We start from the raw sequence: 15,799 nt of genomic DNA, 5'->3' as shown, positions 1-15,799 counted from the left end.
TTGGTTGGTTTATCGACAAAGTGGTTAAATAATAGAAGTTATTCTCCGTGTTTTTACGGTTAACACGGAGAATAGATCAAGATTGGGGAGATAATTGTGATGCTGAAATAGATTGCTGGACAGGATCGAACGCCATCAAATAGACATCATAAAAATGAATTTCTTGTTTTTTACTAATAATCTCACGAATGTCTTCTTTTATTTGTGGCGAAATTGCAGGATGTTGTTGAATTTCATTTACTGCTTCATCAGACAGTTTCTCAAAAGTATACCATTCACCGTTATAGCAAACTCTTAAATCAAGCACGCCGATATCTTCAAATTTATAGATAGGCTTAATGTCAAATAGTAACACTCCGGCCATCACTAGGAACATCAAAGAAAAAAGCACTAGTGAAATAATACCAAAATAAGGAGAGTAGATAAGTAATGCGGCAAGTAATATATAAGAGAGAACCATGCTGATACATAACCAGATATGGTTTTTCAAAAATTGACTATTAAAGTGTGGCTTTCCGTCTCTTTTTTCAGCTTTATTGATCCGGTTTAAATCACGCTCTAAGATTTCTTTTAATACATTCATTGTAAACACCTTAAGAGATGAATGTTGCAAACTTGTTTCTTGTTGCTAGATTATCACGGAGACAAGATAAGCAGGTAGAACAGTTTTTTTAAATTCTGACATTAACTGTTATTGTAATGCCATTAAGATTATTCTTAGTTACTGTTAATAATAGAGATAAAATATCAAATAAATTTTATACACAGTGATAAAAATAGAGGAAGAATTGTATTTTTAATGTGCAATTCGCATTTTTTTAATCTTTAGACGCATAAAACTATTGCTATTAAACTTGTCTCATGCGTTAATGAGTAAGGCCTCAATACAGACCTGATTTATGATTGACATTCTAAGTTAATGAGTTTTAAACAGCATCGCTTTTTGACCGTTTTCTTCATGTGTGCCCATAAGTTATAGGTAGTTCAGGCCAGTAGATGCCGAGAAGGCAACGTTTTATTGATATATAGGAAAGTCACATGTCTGACAAAATGAAAGGTCAAGTTAAGTGGTTCAACGAGTCTAAAGGCTTTGGTTTTATTACTCCAGCAGACGGAAGCAAAGACGTATTCGTTCACTTTTCTGCCATTCAAGGTAACGGTTTCAAAACTCTGGCTGAAGGTCAGAACGTAGAATTCACAATTGAAAACGGTGCAAAAGGTCCAGCAGCTGCTAACGTAACAGCTCTGTAATTTAAAGCCTTTTAAAAATTTTCTTCAAGCCTGTCACCTTATGGTGGCAGGCTTTTTCTTTATGGGTAAAATAAATAAAAAGAGAATGATAATATTTATCAGGAGAGAAAATGCAGATTAATGATAAGGTTGTTGTGAAAACGGATGGTGTTGACGATCGTGAAGGGATCATCCTACTTATTGAAGAATTTAACGAAGGTATTATGTATTTAGTATCACTCCCTGAATATCCAAAAGGAATTTGGTTTTTTAATGAAAAAGAGGGTGGGGAAGGGACATTTGTTAGACCAATACAAGAAAAGTGATTTGTGTTTAGGTTCGGTTCATTTACAATTTTAAATCAGCTACTTATACTTTTGCTAAATTTTAGTGGGGAGAAGTCACCTTGGATACGCAAAGTTGTAGGTTAACGGTAACTCAGTTAACCCAAAATAGATTTGTTCAAATCAATAGGTAGGCTGTTTTCTTCATTAAAACTGCTTACCATTTTTGGTGGGCAGTGCATTGTAATATTCCTTTCTTATATATTCAGATGTTTGCACTTACCCAAAAAATTTCCTTTATATTACTAATAAACAAGGTAAAGGCATGTGCTACATTTTTTTCTCTCTATTTCCTCCACCTAGGTTGATACGTTAATTCCAATACTCTGAACATTTAGAGAAAATTTTTCATACTTATTTTTTAATCATCATGTAGAGGAAATAAACATGACGATGACACCTTATATTTTAAATTTGGTGATTGCCATGTGTCTTGGTGCTTTGATTGGAGCTGAGCGTCAATGGCGACAAAGAATGGCTGGTTTAAGAACGAATGCACTCGTTGCCACCGGAGCAGCTGTTTTTATCTTAAGTTCAATCGAGACTTCACCTGATAGTCCTGGCCGAATAGCGGCTCAAGTGGTTTCGGGAATAGGCTTTCTGGGCGCTGGTGTAATTATGCGTGAAGGAATGAATATTCGAGGATTAAACACCGCGGCAACACTTTGGTGTTCTGCTGGAATTGGTGTGTTATGTGGTTTAGGTTTGTATCAATTGGCGACTATAGCAACACTTCTAATTCTTTGTGCGAATATTTTATTACGAGAAGCCGCTCAACGTATTAATGCTCAGCCACAACACCAAGCGATAGATATTGAGCAACGTTACTCAATTCGAATTATTTGTCATGAAGAAGATGAAGTTTTAGTGAGAACCCTTATTTTGCAAGCAATAAATGGTTTACATGTTCGATTACAATCTTTGAGTAGTGCAGATACATTGATGCCTAGCCAACTAGAAGTTTGTGCTGAGCTGCTTGCAACTCCCGTTGAACAAAAAGAGATAGAGGCTATTGTCTGCCGTGTTAGCTTAGAAAAAAGTGTAAGTGCTATTAATTGGAAAATTGCAGCTGAACACCCTGCTTAACTAACAATAGTTTGCGTTAAATGTGTCTCTTATGATGGCTCTCTATATTCTATATAGGGAGTTTTTTGTTTCCTTAATATAGGGAAGATATTAAAAAATAATTTAAAAAGAATATAAATGTTATAGAAAGTTATAAGCATATAACCATATTGTTTGTGAGCAAATAAACGTAATGGTTAATTTTAAAACTAAGTACCTTATTGAAGGTAGTGAGATCTGTATCATGTGTTAAGTATTATTACTGACATATATAAATAAAGTATTTTGTTTGCGTAATTATTATTTATGTAACTATTACTCTACGGAATAAAAAATAGGACTTTTTATTCATAGCTGGCTAATTAGAAATACACAGAAAAAGAGAGGAATTATTTTCGTTTTATTTTAAATACCCATTTTTATGTAATTTGATTAATATGCAATTATTTATATTGTGGTTAACCCGTATTTTGTGAGCTTTAAGTGAAAATGACTGAATAGAGTTTTAGCGTATTTGATATGGTTTCTCTATTTTATTAATTATTGATTTCAGATTGGTTTGATTTATCACTGTTTATTTTATTTTGAATAAACGATGAACATCAAAATCAAGTAAGCGTTTGCTACAAGTTATTTACTTATTAAATGAGGTACTTAGGTGTATTGTAGGACAAAAAGTCGTTATTAAGGGACTTAGCGCAGTATAGAATTTTGGGTCGAAAAGCGTGTTTTCTATTGATTATACTGGGAATTTTTTTAATACCTAAATAATACTCTCAAATTATTTCAATGTATTTGGCGAAATATATATCAATGTTTTTTATCAGGTTTGGTTTAAGTTTCAATTTTTGAGTAATATTTTTAATTTAACCAAATTAGCGCCCAGAAAAAGTGGGCCGAGTGTAGTTAAATAGCAAGTTTAACCCGCTACAGCAAAGCTGATGAATGGCTGTGTAATGTTGTTTATAATTGCTCATCAGTGGTGTGCAAAATTTTTTGAAAGAATGTGATTTTTTTTGTAAAAAGCATGTAGGAAAAATGATACCAATAAGTAATCTTATAATGAGAATAGAAAAATCATACCAAGCATTTCTTTGTTTAAAATAATAATTTCATGATTTTATTATTTGTAACTTTGTCAAGGATGTAAATCTTACTTATTACAGAAGGAGAATTATCTTAGTGTGAAATAGCTATGCCATTGTCATTTATTCTGAAAATAAATATAAAGGATTATTGAGATATTGACCTTTTTTGATTTACTTAAAAAGATAAAAACAAGTTCGAACTACCATTAATTAAAAAACTATGTCATCAAAAAAAGATGATAAACATTTCACGATAGCAATCTCAAAAAGATAGGGCTCATTTCAATAGAACTGAAAGCAATACACAAACTATTTGTATTCACGGCATGAATAATCTCAATTATTTTCGATTTGAAAAATAAAGTTACAATATTTTTGCTGATTCTTCTTTTCACAAAAAACAGAACACTTTTGGGGTGTAAATGATGGAACCTTGTTATTGCTTTTTAAGCTTGATCTAATAAATGAGATATAGATCTAAATTACTTAGATATATCAATATTTTTATTACTTTTTTATGGAGAGAAAATGTCTTTTTAAACCCCAAATTACTCAAAAAAAGGGTAATAATACGGGCTAAATTAGTGATAAGTAGAGATGAATATTTAGATATGTATTTTAGCTATCTAAATAAAAATATAACGGTGTTTAAATATCAGCCTGTGCCTAACTCTGTCAACATCAACTTTTGTTAAGCAATGGTGTTACTTAATATCAGCACTTTTGGCTCTGTAATGCATTAAGACTTGTGCTAGCTAGGTTAAAATGAAGATTCTGAACACTGAAGGGGAGGGAAAGTGAAACAATACTCATCATTTTTAGGAGTAAAACAAATTACGGTGAAAGTTAGTTTCAATGATAAAAAGTAACATTTGATATTTTATAGTTTGTATTAATGATAATGGAGTAATCAATAAGATGTTATTTTGATCGCATTCATTTTGTCTTGTTTACATTTAAAAGGATTGGGTATACAAGTGTTAAGCATGGCGTGGTGTGTTTGTCTGTACAGGCTTTTTCAGCATTTTGCTGTAATCTCAAATAGAAGAAACAAAATTTATATTCGATTCTGTTCTTTTGTGAATTAATCACTTTATATTAGGGAACTCTAAATATTTTTTTTATAAAACTGAAATTAATATTTCAATTTCAGTCTATTTTTTATAATAAAAAAGGTAAATTTTATAATATAAAAAATCAAGTTCTTCTTAATTTTTTTATTTTTCTTCATTGAATATAATGTCTATAGTTTATTGAAATTTATTTTATCAATATATGTAATTGTGTTTTTAAATATTTATTTTTAAATTTTCTTTTTTTAATTTAATTAAATAGGGCTTATTTTTATAAATTAACTCAGTGTTTCTTACATTTTTCTTAAGCCAAATATTGTATTGTATTTATATTCTCACTTATTAATTTGATTGGTATGAAATTATTTACTATTAAATTTCTTTTTTCTTATTTCTATCTTTAATATTAAAAAAACAGCTAGCGCAAATATTGTCTGTTTATAAAATAAACTATAATTCATAAATAAAACTTACTTATATGGGGATATTATTTAGTCGTGACTAATTTACAGTCAATAAAACTCTTATTAAGAGTTCTGTAATTTAAGTGTTAAAAGGCTACCTTTAAATATAAGTATATTTATACTATTACATATGAAACTTTAATCTTGTGGAAATAAATATTCAATGATTTAAGGGTGATGGTGCATAACTAAGAATTTAATTTTATATGGCTTATCCTTCTGAATCATAAAAACATGGATTTATCATTTTGATTTTAAAGGAAAAAATAGATGCTTAAATTAAGATAAAAAAAAGAATAACTAGAAATAATTATGGTAGTCTATTTTTCAAACAAATTGTAAATAAAAAGTGATCATTTCTGAGGGTTTAAGTAAATGATGAAAAAAATAATATCTGTAGAAATATTTATTAAACTGGAAGAGCTTGTTTAGATAAAGATGAGGAGTAGATATTGCAATATATGTTACTGTGATCAAAAAAATCTTCAATTGTGGATTTGTCAAATTTTTATGCTGTATTTTTAGGTTTATAAGTTTAATAGATCGTATAAAATAAAAAATTATCATTAATATTTTAATTTGGGTAGATTAGCTTATTAATTTACACAGAGTTTTATTACTTTTATCACTTGAATAGTTAATGAACTAATTCCATAATAATGATTATCTTTTTGTGATGTGACTCACATAGTATTTAAATTGGACTACTTTATCCGTTGAATAACTTAATCGTTAAGGAGTAAAGTTGTCGCGTTAGGATTATTCTTAACGAGCTATATTAGCGAGCATTTAAAGTTTACTTTTAATTTAAATGTTTTTTTCGCTACTTTTGAAAATGACCGTAACTAAGTAATACAAGGTAGTGTTACTACGTGTCATGTTCATAAAATGGGGCCTGGAAATTTAATATTACATTTATATTAATTTCCTCGGGATCTTTCATTAGGAAGATCCTCTTTGTTCAATATAATCGGACGGGATGTAAAGAGATGAGTACGGTTGAATTGCTTAAGCATATTTATGACATAAATTTATCGTATTTGCTTTTGGCGCAAAGGTTAATTAACCAAGAAAAGGCTTCAGCAATGTTTAGGCTTGGTATTAGTGATTCCATGGCTGATGCTCTTGCAGAGCTTACATTGCCTCAATTGGTTAAGTTGGCTGAAACAAACCAACTAATCTGTAATTTCCGGTTTGAAGACAGCGAAACAATAGAACAACTCACCAAAGAATCTAGAGTGGATGATTTACAACAGATCCATACTGGAATTCTTCTTTCTTCAAACTTGTTTCGTCAGTTAGCGGAACAAGATACTTCTGCAACAAAGAAACGGGCATAACAATGAGTGAGAAAAGTATCGTCCGAGAAGCGAAAGACATTCGCTTAGCAATGGAATTAATCACCTTGGGTGCCCGCTTACAAATGCTTGAAAGTGAAACTCAATTAAGTCGGGGGCGTTTAATTAAATTATACAAAGAATTAAGAGGGAGCCCCCCTCCAAAAGGAATGTTACCTTTTTCAACGGATTGGTTTATGACATGGGAACAAAATATCCATTCCTCAATGTTCTACAATGCTTATCGTTTTTTATTGAAAAATGGGGGATGTGTAGGAGTTGAGGCAGTTGTTAAAGCTTATCGTTTATACTTAGAACAATGTCCACCTGTTAAAGATCAAGAACCTATTTTAGCACTAACAAGAGCATGGACATTAGTACGCTTTGTTGAAAGTGGTATGTTACAACTTTCAGTTTGCACCAAATGTAATGGTTCATTTATTACACACGCACACCAGCCTGCTAGCAATTATGTTTGTAGTCTTTGCCAGCCTCCTTCTCGCGCAATAAAAAAACGTAAACTTTCCGCCAATCCTGCCGATATTAACTTACAACTGTTGGATGGTCTTGAACAGTTTGCAATGTGATTCGAGATTGAAAGTTAAATATCAGGTTATAGAGCTTAGTTATCTATAACCTGAGCCGTTTCCTCTCCCACTCCTATCTCTTGCTGCTATGTTCGCCATTCTCTCTATAACGAAATTAGCTAAAGGGATATCGCGTGTTAGTACTCTTAGGATATATCGTGGTTATGAGCGCCGTCATCGGGGGATATCTTCTCGTCGGTGGTAGTTTAGGCGCCTTGTACCAGCCAGCCGAATTTATAATCATTTTTGGTGCCGGTATCGGTGCTTTTATTGTAGGTAATAATGGTAGAGCAATTGTATCAACAATGAAGATCCTACCGAAATTACTTCGCAGTACCAATTACAATAAAGCGATGTACATGGATTTAATGGCACTCATGTTTCGTTTGTTGTCAAAAGCGCGTCAAAACGGCATGTTGGCATTAGAGAGAGATATCGAAAACCCACAGCAAAGTGATATTTTTTCCCAATATCCCCGCATTATGAAAGATGTCTATATGCTCAGTTTTATTACTGATTATATGCGTCTCATGGTGACAGGAAATATGAATCCTTATGAAATTGAATCTCTGATGGATGAAGAGATTGCAACTTTTGAGGAAGAGAGCGAAGTTCCTGCAACGGGATTATCTGCCATGGGTGATTCACTACCCGCATTTGGTATTGTTGCTGCGGTGATGGGTGTCGTTAATGCGTTAGGTGCAGCCGATAGACCTGCTGGTGAAATGGGCGTTCTCATTGGTCATGCAATGGTCGGGACTTTCTTAGGTATTTTATTAGCATATGGTTTTATTTCGCCATTAGCTTCTCGACTCAGACAGCGCTCTAGTCAACAAATGAAAATGATGGAGTGTATCAAAACAACACTGTTATCTAGCATGAATGGATATGCGCCACAGATAGCGGTTGAGTTTGGACGTAAAACCCTCTTTCTGGCAGACAGACCTTCTTTTATTGAATTGGAAGAACATGTACGTCAGGTACGGACACCGATGCAGGCAAATCCTGATGCAATGAAAGAAGAGTAATTATGAAGAGTAATTCACAAATCATTCGAGTTAAAAAGCGAGGGAGAAAGCAACATCACGCTCACGGTGGTGCATGGAAGATAGCTTATGCTGACTTTATGACTGCAATGATGGCTTTCTTTCTTGTGATGTGGTTACTTTCAATCTCTAGTCCACAAGAATTAACTCGTGTAGCAGAATATTTTCGTACACCGTTAAAAGTCGCGATTGAAAAAGGGCGATTTAGTGGAGATGCAACAAATCCTATTCCTGGAGGAGGGCGTGATCCTGTCTATAACGAAGGGGATGTCTTGCCAAAAGGCGAGGAAGATAAACAGCTCAATGAAAAGCAACAATTCCGCCGATTAAAAGATAATTTAGAACAGGTCATTTTAAATGATCCTAGATTAAAAGATCTGAAGCCTCATTTATTAATAGACATGATGGATGAAGGCCTACGAATTCAAATTATCGATAAAGCAAATCGCCCTATGTTTAGAGTTGGTAGCGCCACCGTTGAACCTTATATGAAGGATATTTTGACGGCTATTGCCCCTATTTTAAATGACACACCATATAAAATCAGTTTATCGGGTCATACCGATGATATTCCTTATGCAAGTGGCGCTTTTAAATATAGTAACTGGGAATTGTCAACCGATCGCGCTAATGCCTCTCGACGGGAATTAATTGGTGCAGGATTAAGTGAGTGGAAAGTGTTGCGTGTTGTAGGTATGGCATCAACAGTTCATTTAGTTAAAGAGGATGGTTTTGCTCCAGCTAACCGACGGATCAGTATTTTGGTCTTAACGAAGCAAGCAGAACAAAAAATTGTACAAGAAAATGAGCGGGTTGCACCGACAGTAACTGAGGCTTCAGAAATTGAGCCTCTACTTTCAGGGCAAGAAACCCCACAAGAAAAAGCAGCAAATACACAGGCGGGGTCGTCTGTGTCTTCTGCATCTGAGCTTCCCGAATCAAAAAAGGAAAATGTTGAAACAGGAGTTTCTGGGGAAAGTTTGCCATCACAATCGACAAATATTACTACAAAACAGGGAACAGCCCCCTAATTTGTTGGTAATCGCGTAAAGGTGAATGAGTAACGATGGATATTACTGAGTTTTATCAAACATTTTTTGATGAAGCAGATGAGTTGTTAGCTGATATGGAACAGCATTTACTGTTACTTGATCCAGAAAATCCAGATCAAGAACAGATGAATGCGATTTTCCGTAGTGCACACTCCATAAAAGGAGGAGCTGCAACATTTGGCTTCGTTAAACTTCAACAGACCACTCATGTGCTTGAAAACTTGCTCGATAGTGCAAGACGTCATGAGATGGCGCTCACCGACGACATTATTAACCTGTTTCTGGAAGCGAAAGATATTATGCAACAGCAATTGGATGCACATAAAAACTCACAAGAACCTGATGAGGAAACATTTAACTATATTTGTGAGAAGTTGCGTCAGCTGGCTCTCGATGTAAAAGAAGAACAATCAGCTCCTCATGTTGAGGCCGTTGCTGGATCTGAAACTTCAGTTTTACACGTCACTGAGACTGAAACTTCTGCCTCATCATCGGATGTTGAAAGTGTACAAAATGACGCCATTGTAGAAGAAACATCGAAAATGGCTGCTGATGGACATTATTACCATCACATTATTTTGTCTGATCTTAAAGAGACCGATATTGATTTAATGCTTGATGAATTAAAACATCTTGGGGAAGTAAGCCAAGTTGAAAAACAACATCATGGTCTTGAGGCAATATTAAAAACAACCGCAACAGAAGAAGATATTAGTGCGGTACTCTGTTTTGTGATTGAGCCTGAACAAATCTCGTTTAGACAAAATACCGCGACAGAAGAAACGGCAGAACATATTACGACATCAGAAGAGAGTGAAATATCTGCTGATGGCGCTCATATTGAAAACCAAGTTGAGCATCCAGCATCTGTTCAATCTATTGCTGCTGAAAAAGTAATAACACCAGAACCGGTTAAAACACCAGCTGCGACAGTGTCGACACCTGCTAAAAGACCCGCTACTGCACCAACTCCTAAAACAGAATCAACCAGTATTCGTGTTGCGGTTGAAAAAGTGGATCAACTTATCAACTTAGTCGGTGAATTGGTTATCACACAATCAATGTTGGCTCAGCATAGCGATAGCCTTGAACCGTCTATATACAGCGATTTATTAAGTTGTATTGCACAACTGCAACGCAATTCTCGTGATCTGCAAGAATCTGTGATGTCGATTCGTATGATGCCAATGGAATATGTATTTAGCCGATTCCCTCGAGTTGTACGTGATTTAGCAGGTAAAATGAATAAAAAAGTTGAGCTAAACATGATTGGTAGCTCGACAGAACTTGATAAAAGTTTAATTGAAAAAATTATCGATCCACTAACTCACTTAGTCCGTAATAGTCTCGATCATGGTATTGAAATGCCAGCAGATCGCGTTGCTGTTGGCAAGCCAGAAGCAGGACAATTAACATTGTCTGCTGAACATCAAGGCGGCAATATTTGTATTGAAGTGACTGATGATGGTGCTGGTTTAAACCGCGAACGGATTTTGAAAAAAGCCATTTCTTCAGGGCTTTCAGTTTCTGAAAATATGAGCAATGAAGAAGTTGCTATGCTGATTTTTGCACCTGGATTCTCAACCGCAGAAGTTGTGACTGATGTTTCTGGCCGTGGTGTGGGTATGGATGTTGTGAAACGAAATATCCAAGAGATGGGCGGTCAAATTCAAATTAGTTTTGAAGTGGGCAAAGGGACTCGTATTCGTATTTTACTGCCGCTTACATTAGCTATTTTGGATGGCATGTCAGTTAAAGTACAAGACGAAGTCTTTATTCTGCCATTAGGTACAGTAGTTAGTTCTTTACAACCTGAAGAGGATGATATTTATCCATTAGCGGGTGATGAGAAATTATTGCAAGTAAGAGGAGAATATTTACCTCTCATCGAATTGCATCGTACTTTTAATATTGAAGGTGCTCAAACAGATATTACTCAAGCGATTGCGGTTATCGTACAAAGTGCCGGACGCCGTTATGCTTTATTGGTAGATAAATTAGTTGGTCAGCATCAAGTGGTCGTTAAAAATATAGAAAGCAATTACCGAAAAGTACCGGGTATTTCTGCCGCAACAATTATGGGCGATGGTAGTGTGGCTTTAATTCTTGATGTACCAGAATTACAACGCTTAAGTCATACACAAATGACAAATAAGAAAAAGAATACAACTGCAAGCGCAGTCATTTAATAGTGAGGATAAAATAAGATTATGGCTTCGGAACATTTCGAGAAATTATCCGGTGAAACTGTTGGACAAGGATTTCTAATTTTTACGCTGGGCGACGAAGAATATGGAATTGATATTTTAAAGGTTCAAGAAATTCGTGGATATGATCAAGTTACTCGTATTGCTAATTCACCTAGCTTTATTAAAGGGGTAACAAATTTACGGGGCGTTATTGTTCCGATTGTTGATCTGCGTATTAAATTTTCACAAGAAAGTGTAACTTATAATGACAATACTGTTGTTATTGTGGTTAACTTATTAAATCGAATTGTGGGAATTGTTGTTGATGGCGTTTCTGATGTTCTTACGCTAAAGCCAGAGCAAATCTGCCCTGCGCCAGAGTTTGCGGTCACAATGTCTACAGAATATTTAACAGGTTTAGGCACTTTAGATGAAAGAATGCTTATTCTTGTTGATATTGAGAAATTGCTCAACAGCGAAGAAATGGAATTAGTTGATAGCGCAACAATTCAGGCTAAATAAGTTTTTATTTTTTAAAAATAATCTAAATACTGTTCCGGTAAATTTGCCGGAATAGCTATTTCTGTCTTTTTTATTTTATTAGCGAGTGCTAAAGCATTAAATTAACTTTAAGGTAAATTTAAAGATAAAAAAGAACTGATAATTTGAGTTAAGTTCTATTTTATTATTTATTAATTTATAAGTAGCTATCACCTAGTTGTAATGTTTTTCTACTGACGGAAATAAATATAAAGTTTTTTATACTTATAATTTTAATTAAAAACAAGTATTACCACCGCTTTTTAATGGGGCAAAAACGTGACTAAGACGAAATGAAACCTATAAAGTTTCTCTTAAGTCTGCCGATAACTTGCTCATTACCATTTATTATAAAAAAGGGAAACTATGTTTAGCCGAATGAAAATAGTGACTGGATTATTATCCATTCTTCTGTTGTTTGGTGTTTTGCAATTTATCTCCGGGGGAGTTTTTTACTCAAATATTATTGAGACAAGAAATGACCTGAATAAAACACTGATAATACAGGATCAACGTGAGCGCCTAGACGAAAGTTGGGCTAACTTACTCCAAGCCCGTAATAATATTAATCGTGCTGCGATTAGCTTTTTATTACAAGATAAAAACCTGAATGTGGATGATTCTCTTTCTGTTGACTATCTCACGGGTCTTGCTCGTAAAAATATGTCTCGTGCAGATGAGAAATTTAAAGAATTTGAAAAGAATATTACTGCTTATCAAGTTCACTCAGAAGATGATGTTCGTAGCCTAAAAGGGCGTTTTATCGAATATTTCTCTGCATTAAATCAATTGGAAATTTTACTTCAAGATAATAATTTAAAAGACTTTTTTGAGCAACCAACGACAGGTTATCAAGATGCTTTTTATAAAGAATATCTTGCCTACGTTATGCGTAATGAGAAGTTTAATGATGAATTAAACGTGGCATTAGAAGCCTCTCACCAACGTACTGTTATCACAATGGTTGTTTTAGCCATTATCGTTATCTCTGCGTTAATTTTATGCTGGTTTGCGTTACGTAATGCCTTGATTAGACCATTAAATTCACTTCTATTAAGTATTAAAACCTTCTCCGAAGGGGACTTACGTCCAAATATTGAAGTGAATGGCCGTAATGAAATGAGCTTGTTAGCGAATGGCTTAAAGCATATGCAACAAGAGCTTATTCAAACCGTTCGTGGAGTCTATCAGAGCACAGAAAATATTTATAACAGCACGAGTGAAATTGCAGCTGGAAATAATGATCTGTCTGCACGTACCGAAGAGCAAGTGGCTTCACTAGAAGAAACTGCGGCAAGCATGGAACAGTTAACTGCAACGGTAAAACAGAACGCAGATAACGCTCGTCAAGCAAGTAACCTTGCCAACGATGCCTCAGATATCGCCCGTCAAGGCGGAAAAGTTGTTGCTAATGTGGTGCAAACAATGCACGACATAGCCGGAAGTTCTCAGAAAATCACCGATATTACTGCCGTTATCGATGGTATTGCATTCCAGACCAATATTTTGGCACTGAATGCAGCCGTTGAAGCAGCAAGAGCCGGTGAGCATGGTCGCGGATTTGCGGTAGTTGCCGGTGAAGTTCGTAACCTTGCACAGAGAAGTGCAGAAGCTGCTAAAGAAATAAAAACACTGATTGAAGATTCTGTAAGCCGTACTGAAACAGGCTCTGTGCTTGTTGAAAGTGCGGGTGAGACGATGACGCGTATTGTGGACTCTGTAACTCGAGTTACTGACATTATGGGCGAAATCGCTTCTGCATCAGATGAGCAAAGCCGAGGTATTTCACAAGTTGGCCTTGCGGTATCTGAAATGGATCGTGTCACTCAGCAAAATGCCTCTTTAGTAGAACAATCTGCAGCCGCTGCTGCTGGTCTTGAAGATCAAGCAGTTGCATTAACCCGCTTAGTTTCAATCTTCAAATTACCGGGTCAGGAAGAAAAAACGCTAGAAAGAAAGGAATCGGATGCAACCCCTGTAGTTAAAGCCGCTGCTCCACTTATAAAACCAGGAACCTCAGAAAAGAAAAAGAGCAGCAGTGTTGAAGATCCCGCTAACTGGGAAACTTTCTAACAACAACAAGTGGCTGACAAGCGGTGGCTTTTTACCACCGCTTTAAACGAGGTGAAGGCATGTTTAGGTTTCGCAAATTAAAGATATCCACCAGTCTATATTTATTACTGATGATGTTTTGCGTTATGCAGGTGATTTCTAGTGGTATTTCGCTAGGAATTATCCATTTGAATAACGAACAGATCACCAGAGTTGATTTAGATACATCTAAGCGAGATGAATTAGGATTAAGTTGGGCATCTTTAATACAAACACGTAATGCGATTAATCGTGTTGCTATCGCAATGAAAACTGAACAGTCAACGGATTATATTCAATCTATTGAATCAATTGCACTTTCACGCTTGGAAACGGCGAATACTCATTTTCAAAATTTCCTTGCTGAAATAAATAAAGAGGCAATACCGACAGAAGAAAAAGAAATCGTTGAAGCGGTGAAAAATGATTACCGCGTTTTATATGGTGCATTAACTGAATTACATAGCATGTTAAAAAACGATAATTTCCAAGGTTTTTTAGATCAACCAACGGAACGTTATCAAACGGCAATGGAAAATTCATTTAATACTTATATGAATTACGTGCAGACAGAAATTACAGAATCGATAGAGCAAGGACATCGTTCTTATACTATCGCTATCTTAATGTTTATCGGTGCAATAGCGATGATTATTGTTGTGTCAATCGCGGCTCACCGTTGGCTAAGTTTTAATATCATTAAACCTTTCGCAAGTTTAAGCCGTTATTTTAATGATGTTGCGACTGGCAAATTAAATCGTGAAATTCTTGTATTTACGGATGACGAAATAGGGGATGTGTTTAGACAATTACGAGATATGCGTGGTGAGTTAGCGCGTTCTATTCGTATTGTTCGAGATAACAGCCACGCTATGTATTCTGGCATTCAAGAAATTTCCAAAGGAAATACGGATTTATCCTCAAGAACTGAACAACAAGCTGCTTCATTAGAAGAAACTGCGGCAAGCATGGAAGAGTTAACAGCAACGGTAAAACAAAATGCTGATAACGCCCTGCAAGCAAGTAAGCTCGCAGAATCTGCTTCTGAGACAGCCATGCGTGGTGGTCAAATTACGCATAGTGTTGTTGAAACCATGGATGCGATTACACAAAGTTCTCAAAAGATAGGGGCTATTATCAGTGTGATTGATGGTATTGCGTTCCAAACCAATATATTAGCACTTAATGCGGCTGTTGAAGCTGCTCGCGCAGGCGAACAAGGACGAGGATTCTCTGTTGTCGCTGGAGAAGTTCGTAATCTTGCTCAACGTAGTGCTGATGCTGCAAAAGAAATCAAATTATTAATTGATGAATCTGTTTTACGAGTCTCTCAAGGTTCTCAACTCGTTAATAATGCAGGGCAGACAATGGAGGAACTCGTCACATCAGTAAATAAAGTCACTGAATTAATGGCAGAAATCGCCTCAGCTTCTGATGAACAAAGCAGAGGTATTCACCAAGTCGCTGATGCAGTCAGTCAGATGGATCAGGTGACACAGCAAAACGCTGCTTTGGTGGAGCAATCAGCATCTGCTGCCGCAGCATTGGAAGATCAGGCTAATAACCTTGTTGATGCTGTATCGGCATTCGAGTTGCCTGACACGGATGAGAATAATACTTCTTCATCCCTAGAAGGTAATGGGTTGAAAAAAGCAGATAAAAAATCATTTTTTAAAAAGACCCATTAAAAAAC

The 15,799-nt window shown here is 35.4% G+C and carries 12 protein-coding genes; 11 read left to right on the top strand and 1 reads right to left on the bottom strand.

All coding sequences use genetic code 11. The annotated features are described in order from the left end of the window. Positions 1–76: 76 nt before the first annotated feature. Complete coding sequence (locus LG402_RS12825) at positions 77–583, bottom strand: YlaC family protein (protein WP_227335696.1); 507 nt, start codon at positions 581–583, stop codon at positions 77–79. 455 nt (positions 584–1,038) lie between these two features. Here LG402_RS12825 and cspE point away from each other — a divergent pair, with 455 nt between their 5' ends. The 11 genes from cspE to LG402_RS12770 all read left to right on the top strand — a co-directional run bounded on the left by cspE (position 1,039) and on the right by LG402_RS12770 (position 15,794). After that, positions 1,039–1,251 carry a transcription antiterminator/RNA stability regulator CspE gene (gene cspE, locus LG402_RS12820; RefSeq protein WP_004243573.1) on the top strand — a complete coding sequence of 71 codons (213 nt, stop codon included), beginning with the start codon at positions 1,039–1,041 and terminating at the stop codon, positions 1,249–1,251. A gap of 110 nt (positions 1,252–1,361) precedes the next feature. After that, a complete protein-coding gene (gene dsrB / locus LG402_RS12815) occupies positions 1,362–1,556 on the top strand; it encodes a protein DsrB (protein WP_109407827.1) in 195 nt (64 codons plus the stop codon). A 405-nt stretch (positions 1,557–1,961) separates the two neighbouring features. Beyond that, positions 1,962–2,660 carry an MgtC family protein gene (locus tag LG402_RS12810; protein WP_072068540.1) on the top strand — a complete coding sequence of 233 codons (699 nt, stop codon included), beginning with the start codon at positions 1,962–1,964 and terminating at the stop codon, positions 2,658–2,660. 3,593 nt (positions 2,661–6,253) lie between these two features. Continuing rightward, the gene (gene flhD / locus LG402_RS12805) at positions 6,254–6,604 is read left to right on the top strand and encodes a flagellar transcriptional regulator FlhD (RefSeq protein ID WP_036935704.1); all 351 of its coding nucleotides are present in this window, start codon (positions 6,254–6,256) and stop codon (positions 6,602–6,604) included. 2 nt (positions 6,605–6,606) lie between these two features. After that, on the top strand, positions 6,607–7,188 hold the full coding sequence (gene flhC, locus LG402_RS12800) for a flagellar transcriptional regulator FlhC (RefSeq protein ID WP_006533207.1): 582 nt from the start codon (positions 6,607–6,609) through the stop codon (positions 7,186–7,188). 134 nt (positions 7,189–7,322) lie between these two features. After that, positions 7,323–8,216: a flagellar motor stator protein MotA gene (gene motA / locus LG402_RS12795; RefSeq protein WP_036935706.1), complete on the top strand. Its 894-nt coding sequence runs from the start codon at positions 7,323–7,325 to the stop codon at positions 8,214–8,216. Positions 8,217–8,218: 2 nt separating this feature from the next. Next, positions 8,219–9,265 (top strand): flagellar motor protein MotB, encoded by a 1,047-nt coding sequence (motB, locus tag LG402_RS12790; RefSeq protein ID WP_109407826.1) that lies wholly within the window; start codon positions 8,219–8,221, stop codon positions 9,263–9,265. Between the two features lie 35 nt (positions 9,266–9,300). Next, positions 9,301–11,475 (top strand): chemotaxis protein CheA, encoded by a 2,175-nt coding sequence (gene cheA / locus LG402_RS12785; RefSeq protein ID WP_166539680.1) that lies wholly within the window; start codon positions 9,301–9,303, stop codon positions 11,473–11,475. A 21-nt stretch (positions 11,476–11,496) separates the two neighbouring features. Further along, the gene (gene cheW / locus LG402_RS12780; protein WP_023581802.1) at positions 11,497–11,997 is read left to right on the top strand and encodes a chemotaxis protein CheW; all 501 of its coding nucleotides are present in this window, start codon (positions 11,497–11,499) and stop codon (positions 11,995–11,997) included. 384 nt (positions 11,998–12,381) lie between these two features. Continuing rightward, positions 12,382–14,088, top strand: a complete 1,707-nt coding sequence (locus LG402_RS12775) for a methyl-accepting chemotaxis protein (protein WP_227335695.1) — start codon at positions 12,382–12,384, stop codon at positions 14,086–14,088. Between the two features lie 59 nt (positions 14,089–14,147). Further along, on the top strand, positions 14,148–15,794 hold the full coding sequence (locus tag LG402_RS12770) for a methyl-accepting chemotaxis protein (RefSeq protein ID WP_166539681.1): 1,647 nt from the start codon (positions 14,148–14,150) through the stop codon (positions 15,792–15,794). Positions 15,795–15,799 lie beyond the last annotated feature (5 nt).

This window comes from Proteus sp. NMG38-2, from assembly GCF_020640995.1.
Classification (GTDB): Bacteria; Pseudomonadota; Gammaproteobacteria; order Enterobacterales; family Enterobacteriaceae; genus Proteus.
Note: the sequence above shows the minus strand (reverse complement) of the source record. Positions and strands in the feature narration are given on the sequence as shown.

Bases quoted from the DNA above. Each gene is read 5' to 3' on its own strand.
- cheA (WP_166539680.1), top strand. From the start codon at position 9,301: ATGGATATTACTGAGTTTTATCAAACATTTTTTGATGAAGCAGATGAG.
- dsrB (WP_109407827.1), top strand. From the start codon at position 1,362: ATGCAGATTAATGATAAGGTTGTTGTGAAAACGGATGGTGTTGACGAT.
- LG402_RS12775 (WP_227335695.1), top strand. From the start codon at position 12,382: ATGTTTAGCCGAATGAAAATAGTGACTGGATTATTATCCATTCTTCTG.
- motB (WP_109407826.1), top strand. From the start codon at position 8,219: ATGAAGAGTAATTCACAAATCATTCGAGTTAAAAAGCGAGGGAGAAAG.
- flhC (WP_006533207.1), top strand. From the start codon at position 6,607: ATGAGTGAGAAAAGTATCGTCCGAGAAGCGAAAGACATTCGCTTAGCA.
- cheW (WP_023581802.1), top strand. From the start codon at position 11,497: ATGGCTTCGGAACATTTCGAGAAATTATCCGGTGAAACTGTTGGACAA.
- LG402_RS12810 (WP_072068540.1), top strand. From the start codon at position 1,962: ATGACGATGACACCTTATATTTTAAATTTGGTGATTGCCATGTGTCTT.
- LG402_RS12825 (WP_227335696.1), bottom strand. From the start codon at position 583: ATGAATGTATTAAAAGAAATCTTAGAGCGTGATTTAAACCGGATCAAT.
- flhD (WP_036935704.1), top strand. From the start codon at position 6,254: ATGAGTACGGTTGAATTGCTTAAGCATATTTATGACATAAATTTATCG.
- cspE (WP_004243573.1), top strand. From the start codon at position 1,039: ATGTCTGACAAAATGAAAGGTCAAGTTAAGTGGTTCAACGAGTCTAAA.
- LG402_RS12770 (WP_166539681.1), top strand. From the start codon at position 14,148: ATGTTTAGGTTTCGCAAATTAAAGATATCCACCAGTCTATATTTATTA.